The organism is Telluria sp. AC161 (assembly GCF_979258535.1).
In genome coordinates this window covers 689,624-704,217 of record NZ_OZ409861.1, presented here as the reverse complement: position 1 = coordinate 704,217, position 14,594 = coordinate 689,624, and the positions used below count along the sequence as shown (strand labels likewise).

General features: G+C 64.9%; 12 protein-coding genes. 5 read left to right on the top strand and 7 right to left on the bottom strand.

Annotation, left to right across the window (positions count from 1 at the left end):
- Positions 1-96: 96 nt before the first annotated feature.
- Positions 97-2,364, top strand: coding sequence for a CAP domain-containing protein (locus tag ACZ0AJ_RS03180; protein WP_499453860.1), 2,268 nt, complete (start codon positions 97-99; stop codon positions 2,362-2,364).
- A complete protein-coding gene (locus tag ACZ0AJ_RS03175) occupies positions 2,298-2,474 on the top strand; it encodes a DUF4214 domain-containing protein (RefSeq protein WP_499453858.1) in 177 nt (58 codons plus the stop codon). The genes ACZ0AJ_RS03180 and ACZ0AJ_RS03175 overlap by 67 nt, the downstream gene beginning before the upstream one ends.
- A 3-nt stretch (positions 2,475-2,477) precedes the next feature.
- On the opposite strand, the gene rfaD is transcribed toward ACZ0AJ_RS03175, so the two are convergent.
- Both rfaD and waaF read right to left on the bottom strand, forming a co-directional pair.
- The gene (gene rfaD, locus ACZ0AJ_RS03170; protein WP_332530429.1) at positions 2,478-3,488 is read right to left on the bottom strand and encodes an ADP-glyceromanno-heptose 6-epimerase; all 1,011 of its coding nucleotides are present in this window, start codon (positions 3,486-3,488) and stop codon (positions 2,478-2,480) included.
- 34 nt (positions 3,489-3,522) lie between these two features.
- Positions 3,523-4,545 (bottom strand): lipopolysaccharide heptosyltransferase II, encoded by a 1,023-nt coding sequence (gene waaF / locus ACZ0AJ_RS03165; RefSeq protein WP_499452712.1) that lies wholly within the window; start codon positions 4,543-4,545, stop codon positions 3,523-3,525.
- A 148-nt stretch (positions 4,546-4,693) separates the two neighbouring features.
- On the opposite strand from waaF, the gene ACZ0AJ_RS03160 reads away from it, so the two are divergent.
- From ACZ0AJ_RS03160 to ACZ0AJ_RS03150, 3 genes are all read left to right on the top strand, one after another.
- Positions 4,694-5,095: a DUF2946 domain-containing protein gene (locus ACZ0AJ_RS03160; RefSeq protein ID WP_499452711.1), complete on the top strand. Its 402-nt coding sequence runs from the start codon at positions 4,694-4,696 to the stop codon at positions 5,093-5,095.
- A gap of 98 nt (positions 5,096-5,193) precedes the next feature.
- The gene (locus tag ACZ0AJ_RS03155) at positions 5,194-7,341 is read left to right on the top strand and encodes a TonB-dependent receptor (RefSeq protein WP_499452710.1); all 2,148 of its coding nucleotides are present in this window, start codon (positions 5,194-5,196) and stop codon (positions 7,339-7,341) included.
- A 13-nt stretch (positions 7,342-7,354) separates the two neighbouring features.
- Positions 7,355-8,920 carry a PepSY domain-containing protein gene (locus ACZ0AJ_RS03150; RefSeq protein WP_499452709.1) on the top strand — a complete coding sequence of 522 codons (1,566 nt, stop codon included), beginning with the start codon at positions 7,355-7,357 and terminating at the stop codon, positions 8,918-8,920.
- Here ACZ0AJ_RS03150 and ACZ0AJ_RS03145 read toward each other — a convergent pair.
- From ACZ0AJ_RS03145 to ACZ0AJ_RS03125, 5 genes are all read right to left on the bottom strand, one after another.
- Complete coding sequence (locus ACZ0AJ_RS03145) at positions 8,856-9,650, bottom strand: fatty acid desaturase (protein ID WP_499452708.1); 795 nt, start codon at positions 9,648-9,650, stop codon at positions 8,856-8,858. The genes ACZ0AJ_RS03150 and ACZ0AJ_RS03145 overlap by 65 nt on opposite strands.
- Positions 9,651-9,800: 150 nt before the next feature.
- A complete protein-coding gene (locus ACZ0AJ_RS03140; protein ID WP_499452707.1) occupies positions 9,801-11,114 on the bottom strand; it encodes a VWA domain-containing protein in 1,314 nt (437 codons plus the stop codon).
- A 38-nt stretch (positions 11,115-11,152) separates the two neighbouring features.
- Positions 11,153-12,712: a TerC family protein gene (locus ACZ0AJ_RS03135; RefSeq protein WP_499453855.1), complete on the bottom strand. Its 1,560-nt coding sequence runs from the start codon at positions 12,710-12,712 to the stop codon at positions 11,153-11,155.
- 93 nt (positions 12,713-12,805) lie between these two features.
- Positions 12,806-13,636, bottom strand: a complete 831-nt coding sequence (locus ACZ0AJ_RS03130) for a sterol desaturase family protein (RefSeq protein WP_499452706.1) — start codon at positions 13,634-13,636, stop codon at positions 12,806-12,808.
- A gap of 55 nt (positions 13,637-13,691) precedes the next feature.
- Positions 13,692-14,435 carry a PEPxxWA-CTERM sorting domain-containing protein gene (locus ACZ0AJ_RS03125; RefSeq protein ID WP_499452705.1) on the bottom strand — a complete coding sequence of 248 codons (744 nt, stop codon included), beginning with the start codon at positions 14,433-14,435 and terminating at the stop codon, positions 13,692-13,694.
- Positions 14,436-14,594 lie beyond the last annotated feature (159 nt).

Here is a 14,594-nt window from a genome sequence, read left to right as displayed (position 1 = left end):
ATGCCGCGCGCATATCCCCGCAAACGACGCCTTCTCTGCTATACACACCTGTTTCCCTACGGCATAATTATTGGAATTTTCCACTAGGCAATAATTATGTTCAGTCGTTCACATGGTGTCGCTATGCTGCTGGTCTTCTCGCTGGCTGGCTGCGGAGGTCAATCCGACGCGCCAGCACTGCAGACAGGCAGCGCGGCGTCCATGGCCTCCCCGCGCACTGCAATACAGCTCGGTACGCCCGTCACCAATGAGGCGGCACGGGCCGCGCAAGGCTTCGCACCGGGCGTGGATTACCAGCGCAAGGAGTCCGCGCTGGTTGTCGACGGTGCGCCATTCACGATCGATACGAACGACCGCGAGGCAGTACGCCTGTTCTACAATCGCATCCACCGCGAACCGACGCCGCCGATCGGCTGGACCGGCAACCATGCGGCTGGCGCGCCAGGCACGACGACTCCCGCGTTCAGGGCAGCCGTCATACAACGCGTGAACTGGTATCGGGCGATGGCGGGCCTCCCGGCTGCCGTCCGGCTATCAGAGCAGAACAGCGCCAAGGCACAGCACGCAGCGCTGATCATGAGTGCGGCCGGCCAGCTGTCGCATACGCCACCACCGACCTGGAAGTTCTACACGCAGGAAGGTGCCGATGCAGCGATTTCCTCGAATCTGGCGCTCGGCACGATGGGCCCCGAGGTCATCGACGGCTATATCCAGGATCCTGGCAGCGACAATGGACCTGTCGGACACCGGCGCTGGATCTTCCATCCCAACACACGCACGATGGGCACCGGCGACGTGCCTGCAGGTGAAATCGACGGCAGAAAGCTGTGGGCAGCGAATGCACTGTGGGTGACCGATACCGATTATTTCGGCGCGAGGTCGGCCGTACGCGACGATTTCGTTGCATGGCCGGCGAAGGGCTACGTGCCCTACGCAACCGTGTACGAACGCTGGTCACTGTCGTATCCCGACGCCGACTTCACACAGGCCATGGTGAGCGTCACGCGCGACGGTGCACCGGTCAACGTCACGCTCGAACCCGTGAAAAACGGTGTTGGCGAAAACACTCTCGTCTGGAAAATGGCGAACATCGACCCCGCAGGCCACCATGCGCAGCCGGCAAACGACGTGCGCTATCGCGTCAGCATCACCAATGTCGTGATCGCGAAGGGCGCGCGCAGCTTCAACTACGACGTCACGGTCATCGATCCGGCCGTCGCCAGCACCAACCGGTTGCAGCCCATGCTCACCGCGCTGGCAGACACGCGGCCAGACACGCCGTACCAGGTACGCATCGCGGCGCTGTCCGGCGCCACCGGCTACAGCGTGACAGCCATGCTGCGCGCCGCCACCGGCACTACCCGGGCACCACTCGATACCGCCCACTGGACGAGCGCGAACGCCGGGCACCACGACATCATTGCAGCTGGCGCGCTGCGCTTTCATGTCGGCGAAAGCGACTGGGGTCTGCAAAGCGCCACGCTCGGCAAGCCATTGTTCGTCGCCAGCGACAGCGCCCGGGTGCTGGTCAACCGTACCATGCAACTGGCATCGGGCGGACAGCGTTTCCGGGTGCAGGTATCCGGCGACGACGGGGCGAGCTGGAAAGATGTCTACAGCGAGTCTGGCACAGGCTCGATGGTACCGCTGACCGGTACGCTGCCGGTCGCACTGAGCGCCTATCGCGGGCAAATCATCCGGCTGCGACTGGTCATGGATGCCACGGGCCCTGCCTACCTCGGACCGGACACGGGGTGGCGCGTCAGCGCCGTCACCGTTGAAGGGCTCGATGCGCTGACGCCGAGTGATGCGGGCGACTACCGCAGCGCGGATGGGGCCTTCACGCTCAGTCACGCCAGGCCGGGCGCCTATCTGCTGATCCCGCGCGTGGAACTGGCGCATCTGTACGATTCGGATCCCGGCGCACCGGCGTTCGTGACCGTCAGCGGCGCCACGCTCAGCGGGCCGCGTTCGATCTACACGGTCACGCGCAGCGACAATGTCCTGACCGTCTTCGATAACACCGGCCGGGACGGCACGCAGACCGTGCGCGACCCGTATCGCCTGGAATTTGCCGATGTGACGCTGGCCTTCGATGCCGAAGGCAGCGCCGGCAAGACCTATCGGCTGTACCGCGCTGCCTTCAATCGCCAGCCGGACGACCGGGGGCTTGGATTCTGGATTCGTGCGATGGATGGCGGCTTGTCACTTGACGACATGGGCCGCGAATTCGCGCGCTCCGGCGAGTTCGCCGGCCTGTATGGGGGGCGCCAACGCCAACACAGCTTATCGCCGCCATGTACCGCAATGTGCTGCATCGGGCACCGGACGAGGCCGGTGCTACGTATTGGTTGCAGCAGCTGAACAACGGCCTGCCGATCGAACGTTTGCTGATCGCATTCAGCGAAAGCCCGGAAAACAAGGCACAGGTGGCAGGTGAAACCGCACTGGGCATGCAGTACACCCGCCCCTGACCATCAACGCACCGGCTGCGCGCGCAGCCAGTCCATGTATTTCGCCACGCCGGTGGCCGCGTCGGTGAACGGTTCGTTGTAGCCGGCCGCGCGCAGTGCCGAGATGTCGGCCTGCGTGAAGCTCTGGTACTTGCCCTTCAGTTTGTCCGGGAACGGCAGGTACTCGAGCAGGCCCTGATCGACAATCTCCTGCAGCGTCAAGGCTGGCTTGCCTTCGTTGGCAAGCGCGTTGGCCGTGGCGACCGCCAGGTCGTTGAACGGCTGCGCGCGGCCCGTGCCCAGATTGAAGATGCCGCGCTGTTCGGGATGGTCCAGGAAGAACAGGTTGACCTTGACGACGTCGTCGATGTAGACGAAGTCGCGCATCTGCGCGCCGGCTTCGTAGCCGTCGTTGGCGCCGAACAGCCGCACCTTGCCGTCCTTCAGGAACTGGTGGTACTGGTGGAACGGTACCGACGCCATCGTGCCCTTGTGCCCTTCCAGCGGCCCGTAGACGTTGAAGTAGCGCAGGCCGACGACCTGGCTGCCCGCATCCTTGCCCTTGGTGGCCCAGTAGCGGCGCAGGTACTGGTCGAACAGGAATTTCGAGTAGCCGTAGACGTTCAGTGGCCGCTCGAGCGGGCGCTCTTCGCGAAACACGGTGCCGGCGCCATACACGGCGGCCGACGACGCGTAGATGAACGGGATGTCCTGGCGCTGGCAGAATTCAAACAACGCGACCGTGTAGTCGTAGTTATTCTTCATCATGTAGCGGCCATCGGTCTCCATCGTGTTCGAGCACGCGCCCTGGTGCAGCACGGCAGTGAACTTGTTGTCGAATTCACCGGCCTTCAGGCGCACCAGGAAGTCTTCCTTGTCGGCGTAGTCGGCGATCTCGGCGTCGACGATGTTATGGAATTTTTCAGGCCGCGACATATTGTCGACGGCGAACACGCTGAACGGCTGGCGCGCTGACAGCGCATGCACGAGGTTCGCGCCAATAAAACCTGCGGCGCCGGTAACCAGAATCATGATGGGGTCCTCTGTTAAATCGTTTGGCTTGCCCGCGTCACGCGGCGGCAAGCATGGATTGCAAGGGCTGCCAGACAGCCTGCGGCAGGATCTGCTTCATGCAATTCTGGTGGCCCAGCGGGCATTCGCGCTGCTGGCATGGCGAGCATTCGATGTGCAGCCACAGGATCTGCGCCAGTTGCGACAGCGGCGGCGTGTGACGCGGATCGGTCGGGCCATAGATGGCCACCACGGGCCGCCCCAGCGCCGCGCCGATGTGCATCAGGCCCGAATCGTTCGTGACCACGGCGGCAGCGCGCGAGATCAGCGCGATGGCTTCGGCCAGCGAGGTCGAACCGGCCAGGTTGTGCGCCTGCGGCGCAATCGCCGTGATCTCGTCACAGACGGCGCGGTCTTTCGGTGAGCCGAGCAGCAGGATCTGCACATCCGGGCGATGGGCCAGGATCATTTGCGCCAGCTCGGCAAAGTACGCGGACGGCCAGCGCTTGGCCGGACCGAATTCGGCGCCCGGCGCAAACACCACGTGCGCGCCGCCCGGCAGCTGCAGGCGCGCGAGCGCGGCCTGCGCTTCTGCTGGTGCCACGGTCATTACGGGTTCGGGCAGGCGCTCGGGCCGTGCCAGGTCGCGCACCGGCGCATCGGCCAGCGCCTGGTAGAACTGGGCCATCGGACGCGGTGCGGTCTTGTCGTCGTGGTGCATGACATTGACCAGGCCATAGCGCATCTCGCCCTTGTAACCCACGCGGCGCGGGATGCCGGCCAGCCATGGGATCAGCGCGAACTTGAGCGTGTTGGGCAAGACGAACGAGTCGGCGTAACCACGCGCCTTGAGCATTTTCGCGAATGCCTTGCGCTCTTTCCACTGCAGCGCGCCATGCTTGAACGGCGACTCGAGCACCGTGTCGACTTCGCGCATCGCGCGCCAGACCGGGGCCACCCAGGTGGGCGCCACGACATCGATCGGGCGCTCGGGATGACGCTCCCGGAGCCGGCGCAGCAAGGGCTGGGCCATGACGGCGTCGCCGATCCAGTTCGGGGAAATGACAAGGGTGCGCGGCATCGTGTTGGTCGTCGGTAGCGGGAATGGTAGACCGCGATTATATCAATCGCACGCGGGATCGCCGGCACCCCGGTCACGCGCCGGCCGGTAAGATGGACAAATTGACCACCCGTGCGCCGCGGCGCGCTGCCCCGACTATAATTTTCATATGCACAGGCTTCGCACAACCCGCGCGCTGTATGGCTGGACCGTCCTCGTGGCGTTCCTGTTTGGCCTGTTCACGCCCGTGCTGTCGCATGCGATGGCCCTGGCCACCGCGCAGCCAGCCAATGCCTATCTGTCCGAGATTTGCAGCGCCACCGGCACCCGCCACGTCCTGGTCGTGGACGACGCGGGCCAGACGACGGCGCCGCCGGTGCCCGACATGTCGCACTGTGACCTGTGCTGCTCGCACCAGCATGCCGCCATTGCACCGCCGCCGTACGCCGGCACGCTGCAAATCGTCAGCCTGGAGCCCGATCCGTACCCGCACCTGTTCTACCACGCCCCACGTCCGCAATTTGCCTGGACGCCTGCGCAATCGCGCGGGCCACCTGCCGCCCTTTCCTGATCCGTCATACCCCTTGATTCCGGCGCTGCATCCCCATGCAGCACCGGCGGACCATGCGCGACGCGCCATCGCCGTTCGTCGCGCGCACAGGAAATGCAATGACCCCATGTCTTCACGCCCGGCCGCGCACGATCGCGCTCTCCCTGGGCTTTACCTTCGCCGCACCATGGCAGGCGTACGCCCAGACTATCCCCACCGTCGAGATCACGGCTGACGCACCGCGCGCCGGTAGCCTGCTCGACCTCGACACGCCACTCGATACCGCCAGCCGCCTTGGCTTGAGCGCACGCGAAACCCCGGCCACCGTCACGGTTGTCGACCGCGCCCTGATCGACGTGCGCGGTGCCCAGGACACGCAGGAAATCCTGCGCGCCATCCCCGGCGTGACCGCCCACAATGCGCCGGGCAATATCGGCGTGAGCTACCGGGGCTTTGGCAGCGGCTCGATCAGCCAGCTGTTCAACGGCATCAACGTCCAGTATGCGATCGCGGCGCGCCCTGTCGACAGCTGGATCGTCGACCGGGTCGAAGCCATCGGCGGGCCATCGAGCTTTCTGTTCGGCTCGGGCGCCGTGGGCGGCTCGATCAACTACATCACCAAACTGGCCGAGACGCGCGAATTCTCAGAAGCCCAGGCACGGCTTGGCGCGCATGGCTTGAAAGAAGCATCGGTCGGCCTGAATCGCCAACTGAGCGATGGCCATTACGCGCGCATCGACATCAACCACCGCGACACCGGCAGCCCGATCGACGGCGTCGACAGCCGCTCGACCCAGCTGGCAGCGTCCCTGCTGTCACAATTCGGGCGCGGCGTGACGCACACGCTGGCCTATGAATTCCAGCAGGAAGACGTGGACCGGCCGTACTGGGGCACGCCGCTGGCCAACCCGATCGCTGGCCAGGCGCGCATTCTCGAGGCCACGCGCTTCAAGAACTACAACAGCGCTGACGGCGTCTACGATCAGCGCGTGCACTGGCTGCGCTCGATCGGCAAGTGGCAGGTCAGCGACGCACTGCAGCTTACGAACACCCTGTATCTCTACGATGCGCTGCGCGACTACCGCAATGTCGAGACCTACCGCTTCAACCCGTCCAACACGGCCGTGATCCGCTCGGCCGCCCTGCTCCAGCGCCACGATCAGCGCATGGTCGGCGATCGCCTGGACGGCGTGTACAAGAGCCGCATCGGTGCGCGCCGCAGCGACTGGGCCTTTGGCCTGGACGTCAGCGTCAACAAGCAGACGCGCTTCCCGAACAGCCTGCCCGCCACGGTCAGCACGGTCGACCCGTACGACTTCGTCACCGAACGGTTCTTCGCGGTGCCGGGCATGAGCCCGGGCTTCCGGCCCGACCGCGACAACAAGGTCACGACAACGGCCCTGTATCTCGAGAACCGCACGGCGCTGGTGCCCACCCTGAACCTGGTGACCGCGCTGCGCCACGAGCGCATCGAACTCGACCTGACCAACCGTCGCGAGGTAACCAGCGCCAGCCCGGCCAGCTTCGCGCGCAGCTACACGCCGACGACAGGCCGTCTTGGCCTGGTATGGGACGTCACGCCCGACATGAACCTGTATGCGCAATACGCGACGGCGGCCGATCCACCGTCCGGCGTGCTGTCGACCGCCTCGTTCGCGGACGTGCGCACCAACAGCGAACTGACCACCGGGCGCCAGTTCGAGATCGGCAGCAAGCTGGGATTCTGGGATGGCAAGGGCACGGCGACGCTGGCCGCGTACCACATCACGCGCAAGAACATCGCGACGCAGGACCCGAACAACAGCGCCCTGACCCTGCTGGTGGGCGAGCAGACATCGCAAGGCGTCGAGCTGGCCGTGGGCCTGCAGCCGACGCGCCGTCTGGGCCTGCAGGGCAACATCACCTACGTGGACGCCGAATACCAGAACTACCGCCAGGGTAACGTGTCGCTGGCCGGGAAGACGCCGGTCAACACGCCGGCGACCGTGGCCAACCTGTGGCTGTCGTACACCATCACGCCGGCGCTGCAGACGAACATCGGCGTGCGCCGGGTCGGCAAGGTGTATGCGGACGCCGCCAACACGCTGTACTGGCCGGCCTATACGTTCGTCGACCTGGGCCTGGCCTACCAGATCAACCGCGACGTCACGCTGGTCGGGCGCGTGCGCAATCTGACCGACCGGATCTACGCCGCCAACGTGAACAGCACGATGGCGTACCTGGGCGCGGCGCGCACGGCAGACTTGTCGCTGCGCGTGGCGTTCTGACGGGGAGTCTCGCATGAAGGCACAACTCAAGCGCTGGCTGTTCCTCACCCACCGCTGGCTGGGCATCGGTGGCTGCGTGCTGTTTGCGATGTGGTTCGCATCGGGCATCGTCATGATGTATGTCGGCTACCCGAAGCTGACCGACGCCGAACGGCTGGCGCACCTGCCGGCGCTGTCGCAAACAGCGCCGCTGCTGGCACCAGACGTGGCGCTGGCCAGGGCCGGTGTCTCCAAGCCGCTGGACGGGTTGCGCCTGGCGGCGTCCAGTGGCGGACGCGCCGTGTATGTGGCGACGCCGGTTGGCAGCGGCAAGCGCGGCCCTATCGTCATCGACGCCATCAGCGGCGCGCGCGTGGACACGGTGAACGCGGCCCATGCGCTGGCCAGCGCTGCCGCCTGGGCCGGCCCAGGCATCAACGTGCATTATCAGGACGTGATCGACGAAGACGCCTTCACCCACTCGCGCGGGCTCGATGCGCAGCGCCCGCTGCACCGGGTCGAAGTGAACGACGAAGATCGCACGCTGCTGTACGTGTCCGGGAAAACCGGCGAAGTCGTGCGCGATGCAACGCGCAGCGAACAGCTGTGGAATTACGCCGGCGCCTGGATCCACTGGCTGTATCCGTTTCGCGGCAATCTGTTCCAGCCCTACTGGACCAATATCGTCAATTACCTGGCCATTGCCGGCATCGCGGCTGCGCTGTCCGGCACCGTAGCCGGCATCTTGCGCTGGCGCTTTCGCGCGCCCTACCGCAGCGGCGCACGCACGCCGTACCCGAATGCGATGATGCGCTGGCACCACGTGACGGGCCTGCTGTTTGCACTGGTGACGATCGCGTGGATCTTCAGCGGCCTGATGTCGATGAACCCGTGGCACATCTTTGACACGGGCGCGCCGAAGCTGCGCATGGAGGCGCTGCAGGGCGGATCATTGACGCTGACAAACCAGGACGCCGCGCCGCCAGCGCTGCTGGCCGCCAGCACCGGCGCCGTGCGCGAACTGCGCTGGGTGCGCGTGCTGGGCCAGAACCGCGTGCTGGCCTACCGCACGGGCGGCGCGCCGCAGGTGCTGGACAGCCACGCCGCGCGGCCGCTGACGCTCGACGCGGCGGCGCTGCAGACTGCCGCCGCGCACCTGGTCGACGCACCCGTCGCGCGGGTCGAGCAACTGGTTGATTACGACCTGTATTACTACGCGCGCGATGCGCACACGATGATGGGCGGTGCCGACAAGCCGCTGCCCGTGCTGCGCCTCGTGTTCGCCGATCCGCACGCGACCTGGGTGCATCTCGACCCGCGCACCGGCGCGGTGCTGGGCCACATCGACAGCGGCAAGCGCGCCAGCCGCTGGCTGTTCGCGATGCTGCATTCGTGGGACTGGCTGCCGCTGCTCGAGCGGCGCCCGTTGTGGGACATCGTGCTGGTCGTGCTGAGCCTCGGTGGTTTGCTGCTCAGCGTGACGGGCGTGGTGATCGGATGGCGCCGGCTCGGCAAGAAGCTGCGCCCGGCGGGCGTCAACCCGCCGCGTGCCGCCGCGCCTGCGCCGCATCCGGTGCCGGCAGCCGGTCGACATGGTTGATGGTCACAAGGCGCACGAACGAGAGGATGCGGATCACCAGCCAGCCCGCATCGAACTCCCACCACTTCATCGACAGCTTGGCGGACGCCGGGTTGGCGTGGTGGTTGTTGTGCAGTTCGGCGCCGCCGAAGATGATCCCGATCGGGAAGAAGTTGCGTGACCCTTCCTTGGTCTGGAAGTTACGGTAGCCCACCACGTGGAAGATCCCGTTGATGAAGCCCGAGGCCCAGAATGGCAGGATCGAAAACTGGAACAGCCAGATCAAAAAGCCGTTCGTCATGCCGAACACCAGCATCTCGAGCGCCAGGAACAGGAACGCGCCGCGGAAGCGGTGCTTCGTGTACAGGTGCGCGTCCATCCAGTCTTCCTTGATGCCCACGCCATAGGCCTTGATCAGGTCCGCGTTGCGCGCGGCCTTGCGGTACAGGAGCGTGCCCTTGGTCAGGATGGTCCACAGGCCGTGGATGTGCGGGCTGTGTGGATCGTCGACCGTGTCGCACTTGGCGTGATGCTTGCGATGCACCGCCACCCAGGCCTTGGCGGTCACGCCATAGGTCGTCAGCCAGATCCACAGGCGAAACAGGTGGCACAGCAGCGGGTGGAACGTGATTGCGCGGTGGCTGCGCGAACGGTGCAGATACAGTTCGCTGGCAAACACGGTCATGATGTACGACGCGGCCATGGTGAGCGCGACGCCCGTTGGGGTGAGCTGGATGAATCCTTCAAACACGTTGTTTCTCCCTGTTGTACACGGTCTGTGGACGTATTGACGTCCTGACGATACGACAAGAGTAACGTGCGACTACTGGTTTCGATTGGCTGAGAAGAGCGGTATTTCGGGGCCTGTTTGCATGACAAATGCGCCCTCTTCTACCGCACGTCAGCCGATCATGCCGAGCGCCCTGACCTGCTTCACCCACTGCGGGTACTCGTTCATCAACAGGTCGTACAGCGCGGCGTCGGGATGCTCGTCGGGTGAGGCGACCGAGAAGAAGTCGGCGTTGTCGACCAGGCGGCCATCAAGCTCGTCGAGCTTTTCGAGGAACGGGAAATCCGAGTCGGCGAAGCTGGCCAGCGCCTTGGCTTTCGACTTGCGCCCTTTGCCGATGCCCATGAACTGCCAGAAGATCGGCTCGCGGCTGGCCCAGCGCAGCTGACGTTCGGTCAGCGGCTTGTCGGATGTCGAGCCATCGGTAACGAACATCACGTACACGGGCATGGCGGCCTTGGCGACGGCACGGCGTTCGCCGCCACGCGCATCCGGAAAGTAATGCCGGCGCACGGCTTCGATCGCGGCACCGTAACGGGTATCGCCTTCGAGCGGGTGGCGCGCGATGATGCCCTTGATGTAGTTCGGCCAGTTCGCCAGGCCCATCGCCTCGCCCTGGTGGACGTTGCGGCCAAACAGGAACACGTCGATCTCGCCGTCGTCATCGAAGCGGCAGCCCAGCGCCAGGATGCGCTCGGCGAATTTCTGCACCAGACCCTTGCTGTACAAGGCACTCATCGAACCGGAGATGTCGAGCACCAGGCAGACCTTGGCACGATGCTGCGCGAGCCCCGCTTTTTCGAGCGACACGGCGGCCGACTTGACCAGATTGACCAGCTGCGGCGCGGCCTGGGCCACGCGCTTTTCGAGGTCGAACGATGGTGATGGCGCAGCTTGGGGAGCATCGTCGGCCACTGCGCCGCCAAAGTGACGCACCAGCGCATCCAGCCCGCCGTTGAAGCCCTGCCCCACGGCCATGAAGCGCCAGCCACCATCCTTGCGATACAGCTCGCCGAGCATGACGGCGCGCTCGCCGGCAAAGTCGCTGCCGCTGAACGTGAAGCGCGCGAACTCGCCCTGTGGACCAACCAGACGCAGGTAGCCGGTCTGCAGTTGCGCCATCGTCGCTGCACCCTCGGTGCTGGCGACGATGCTCACGCGCTCGACCCAGCCAGGTAGCCGCGCGAGCTGAAAACTGAAGTCCGCAGCATCCTGGCCGGCCGCATTCAGCGCCACGCCGCCGCACGGCGTCGCGCTCTGGTTGAAGAACGTCATGTAGCGCTCATCGGCCAGCTTGCCTTCGGCGCTTAGGGCAAAGCACGCGACATCGAGCGCCAGGCCCTGGGCCGACACGCCCGCCTGCAGCACGCCTTCTGGCGCCACGTTGGACAGGGGCAGGCGCTGGCCCCGGGAGAGTGCTTGCATGATCGTGTCCCTGTCAAAAAAGGTCGTTCAACTTATCCTCAAAGCGGATCGGCGATGCGCGTGACCAGCACCGAGGCGATGCGCCGTTCCAGCACCTCTTCAACTTCCATGCGCAGACCCTCGATCTCGATGCCGTCGCCCACCAGCGGCAAGGTGCCGAAGCGCTCGAGCATCAGGCCAGCCAGCGACGTGTAGTCGTCGGTGTCGCCCACCAAGGCGTCCACCTCGAGCACCTGTTCCAGGTAGTGCAGATCGGCCGTGCCATCCACGCGCCAGCGCCCGCCGCCCAGGTCCTGCACCACGGGCTGCTCGTCTTCGTCCGGGAATTCGCCGGCGATGGCTTCGAGGATGTCGATCGGCGTGACCAGGCCCTGCAAGGTGCCGTATTCGTCGGCGATGAGAACCAGCTGGCCGTGCGAGCGCTTGAGGCGGTCCATCACCTTGAGCACGCCGCTGGCGTCGGGCACGATGATCGGCACGCGGATATTGTTCGCATCGATCGCGCCCGACAGCGTCAGGTCGGCAATCAGATCCTTTGCGCGCGCGACGCCGATGACTTCATCGAGCTCGCCCCGGCACACCGGGAAGAAGCCGTGCGGCGTGGCCAGGAGCTGGGCACGGATCGTGTCGGCGTCGTCCTCGATATTGATCCACGAGATGTCCGAGCGGTTGGTCATGATCGAGCGCACCGAGCGCTGCGACAGGCTCAGGACCCCGCTGACCATATTGCGCTCTTCAAGCTCGAAGGTCGGCTCGTCGGGCTTTTGCTTCTGCTGCTTGTTCGTCACCGGGTCCGGCTCGTCGCCAGGCTCGATCCCGCGCGTGCTGCCCAGCAGGCGCAGCACCGCATCGGCCGTGCGGTCGCGCAGCGGGATGTGCGCATCCTGCTTGACGAAGTTGCGGCGCGCCAGCTGATTGAGCAGCTCGATCACCACCGAGAAGCCGATCGCCGCGTACAGGTAACCCTTGGGAATATGGAAGCCCAGGCCTTCGGCAATCAGCGACAGACCGATCATCAAGAGGAAGCTCAGGCACAGCACGACAACGGTCGGATGCGCGTTGACGAAGCGCGTGAGCGGCTTGGAGGCGAACAGCATGACGCCCATCGAGATCACAACGGCGGCCATCATGACGCCCAGCTCGTCGACCATGCCAACGGCGGTAATCACGGCGTCGAGCGAGAACACGGCGTCGAGCACGATGATCTGCGCGACGACGGCGGCGAAGCTGGCGTAGGCGCGCTTGCCGGTGGCCACGTGCAGCTTGCCTTCGACGCGCTCGTGCAGCTCCATCGTGGCCTTGGCCAGCAAAAAGAAGCCGCCCACCAGCAAGATCAGGTCACGCCCGGAGAACGTCAGCGGGCCAAGGACAATCAGGGGCGCGGTGAGTTTGACGAGCCAGGCGATGACGGTGAGCAGGCCAAGGCGCATGATCATGGCGAGCGACAGGCCGACAAGGCGGGCTTTGTCACGCTGGTGCGGGGGGAGTTTGTCCGCCAGGATGGCGATGAAGATCAGGTTGTCGATGCCAAGGACGATCTCGAGCACGACAAGGGTGAACAAGCCGACCCAGATATTTGGGTCAAAAAGCCATTCCATTAGGTGTGTTTGGTAGTGATTGGCCCGTCATTGTACGCGATCACGCTGTCAATCAACCAGATTCGGGGGCCGCCGTTGTATTGGCGTCGCCCTTCAAAATGACTGTTCGGCAACCGGTTTGACTGGCGGCGCCGGCAGCAGCGGTTCGATCAACTGGCGGCTCAACGTGGGCGCGAGCGGCGTGTCCGTCCCTACTTCAGCCGGCCAGTGGCGCGGCAGGTAGTGGCTGCCGAACAGGCGGTCCAGGAACGGCAGCGTGGACGCGTAGTTACGGTTGATGTGGTCGTGCCGGCTGTGGTGCCAGTGATGAAAGGCCGGCGTCGTGACGAACCATTCGAGCGGGCCGAAGCGCCAGCGCAGGTTGGCGTGGATGAAGAAGCCCCACAACGTGCCCAGCACGATCAGTGCGGCGGGTGCGGCGCTGCCGGCCGCGGTCGGGCTGGCCAGCCCCAGCAGATACAGCGGCACGATGCCGAACAGGCGCGTGATGACCATGTCGACGGGATGGCTGCGGGTATTGGCCAGAAAATGCATGCGTTCGGTGCTGTGGTGCAGCGCGTGGAAGCGCCATAACCACGGCAGCTCGTGGCTCAGCCGGTGGCCCCAGTAGAAGCCGGTTTCGGCGATCACGAAGGCAAGCACCATGCGCACGGCGAGCGGCAAGCCGGCGATGGCGGTGATCAACGCATCCGGCACCAGCCAGGGGGCCAGTGCGGCCAGCAACGCCATCGGCGCGCTCAGCAGCACGATGGGCACCAGGCTGCTGAGGAAGTAATACGCGAGGTCATGCCGCAGCTCGCCATTCGGCCCGTCGTGGCGCACGCCGAACCAGCGTTCCAGCGGCACGAACAGGGCCGTGAGCAGGATCAGCCAGACGCACAGGCGCAGCCCGGTGGCGGCGAATTCGGCGGGAGAAAAGTGCATGGTGACGTTACAGGCGGGTAGCGGGAGACTTGCCTGCCGCTACCCGCCCATATGTTCAGGCCTGCGCGTTGCGGCGACGGCGCGCCATGAAACCGATCAGGCCCAGGCCGCCGAGCAGCATGGTCCAGGTGGCTGGCTCGGGCACCTCGGCATTGAGCGCGACGTTATCGAGCAGCATGAATGGCGGCGCGCCAGGCGCGGTGCCACGAGCCAGGAACGACAGCATTTCGCTCGCGCTGGTGGCCGTAAAGGCCATCGTGGCCGACTTCCAGCCGCTGAAGCCGTCATCCGGAATGCTCAGCTTGGTGCTGTTCTGGGTGGCCTTGCCGAAGCCGACCTGCCAGTAATTGTCGTAGTTGGCGCCGACGAAGCCGGATTGCTGCGCCAGTGCGAAATCAAAGGTCAGCAGGTACGAGGTGCCGATCGTCAGGCCGTTGATCAGCTGGGACAGTTGGCCCGGGTAGTACTGCGAGTCGGAAGCGAAGAAATTGCCGCCGGTTGGCGAAGCGGTGAAGCCGTTTTTGGTGCCTTCAAGCCGCAGCACCGACGTGGTCGTGGTAGCGGTCGCGCCGTCCAGGACGAAGTTGTAGCCACCTGAGCCGCTGCTACCTTCCTTGCTGGTCCAGCCGGTCAGCGTGGTGCCTTTTGCATCGACCGTCGTGCCGTTGATTTTCTTGTTGCCACCATTCGAGGTCAGCTCGAAATTGCCGTTCTGGACCAGGATCGGGCCGGCGTGGGCGATGCCCGCGCTGAAGGTGATGAAGGCGGACAGCAACAGCAGGACTGACTTGATGCGCATGAGATGGACTCCGGGGACTATCGATATTGGTGACGGGGAGCGGCATTTACTGAGCTCGCCGTGGCTCAGACAATGAAACTTTGGTGGATTATTATCAATTTTTATTGCCTGTAAAATATTTTAGCAGATTCTTGGTATGCTGAATCAATATTAATTTTG

What these genes read in the sequence shown, in the direction of transcription:
- ACZ0AJ_RS03155 (WP_499452710.1), top strand. Translation starts at nt 5,194, where the DNA reads ATGACCCCATGTCTTCACGCCCGGCCGCGCACGATCGCGCTCTCCCTG.
- ACZ0AJ_RS03160 (WP_499452711.1), top strand. Translation starts at nt 4,694, where the DNA reads ATGCACAGGCTTCGCACAACCCGCGCGCTGTATGGCTGGACCGTCCTC.
- ACZ0AJ_RS03125 (WP_499452705.1), bottom strand. Translation starts at nt 14,435, where the DNA reads ATGCGCATCAAGTCAGTCCTGCTGTTGCTGTCCGCCTTCATCACCTTC.
- ACZ0AJ_RS03150 (WP_499452709.1), top strand. Translation starts at nt 7,355, where the DNA reads ATGAAGGCACAACTCAAGCGCTGGCTGTTCCTCACCCACCGCTGGCTG.
- ACZ0AJ_RS03130 (WP_499452706.1), bottom strand. Translation starts at nt 13,636, where the DNA reads ATGCACTTTTCTCCCGCCGAATTCGCCGCCACCGGGCTGCGCCTGTGC.
- ACZ0AJ_RS03140 (WP_499452707.1), bottom strand. Translation starts at nt 11,114, where the DNA reads ATGCAAGCACTCTCCCGGGGCCAGCGCCTGCCCCTGTCCAACGTGGCG.
- ACZ0AJ_RS03180 (WP_499453860.1), top strand. Translation starts at nt 97, where the DNA reads ATGTTCAGTCGTTCACATGGTGTCGCTATGCTGCTGGTCTTCTCGCTG.
- waaF (WP_499452712.1), bottom strand. Translation starts at nt 4,545, where the DNA reads ATGCCGCGCACCCTTGTCATTTCCCCGAACTGGATCGGCGACGCCGTC.
- ACZ0AJ_RS03135 (WP_499453855.1), bottom strand. Translation starts at nt 12,712, where the DNA reads ATGGAATGGCTTTTTGACCCAAATATCTGGGTCGGCTTGTTCACCCTT.
- ACZ0AJ_RS03175 (WP_499453858.1), top strand. Translation starts at nt 2,298, where the DNA reads ATGTACCGCAATGTGCTGCATCGGGCACCGGACGAGGCCGGTGCTACG.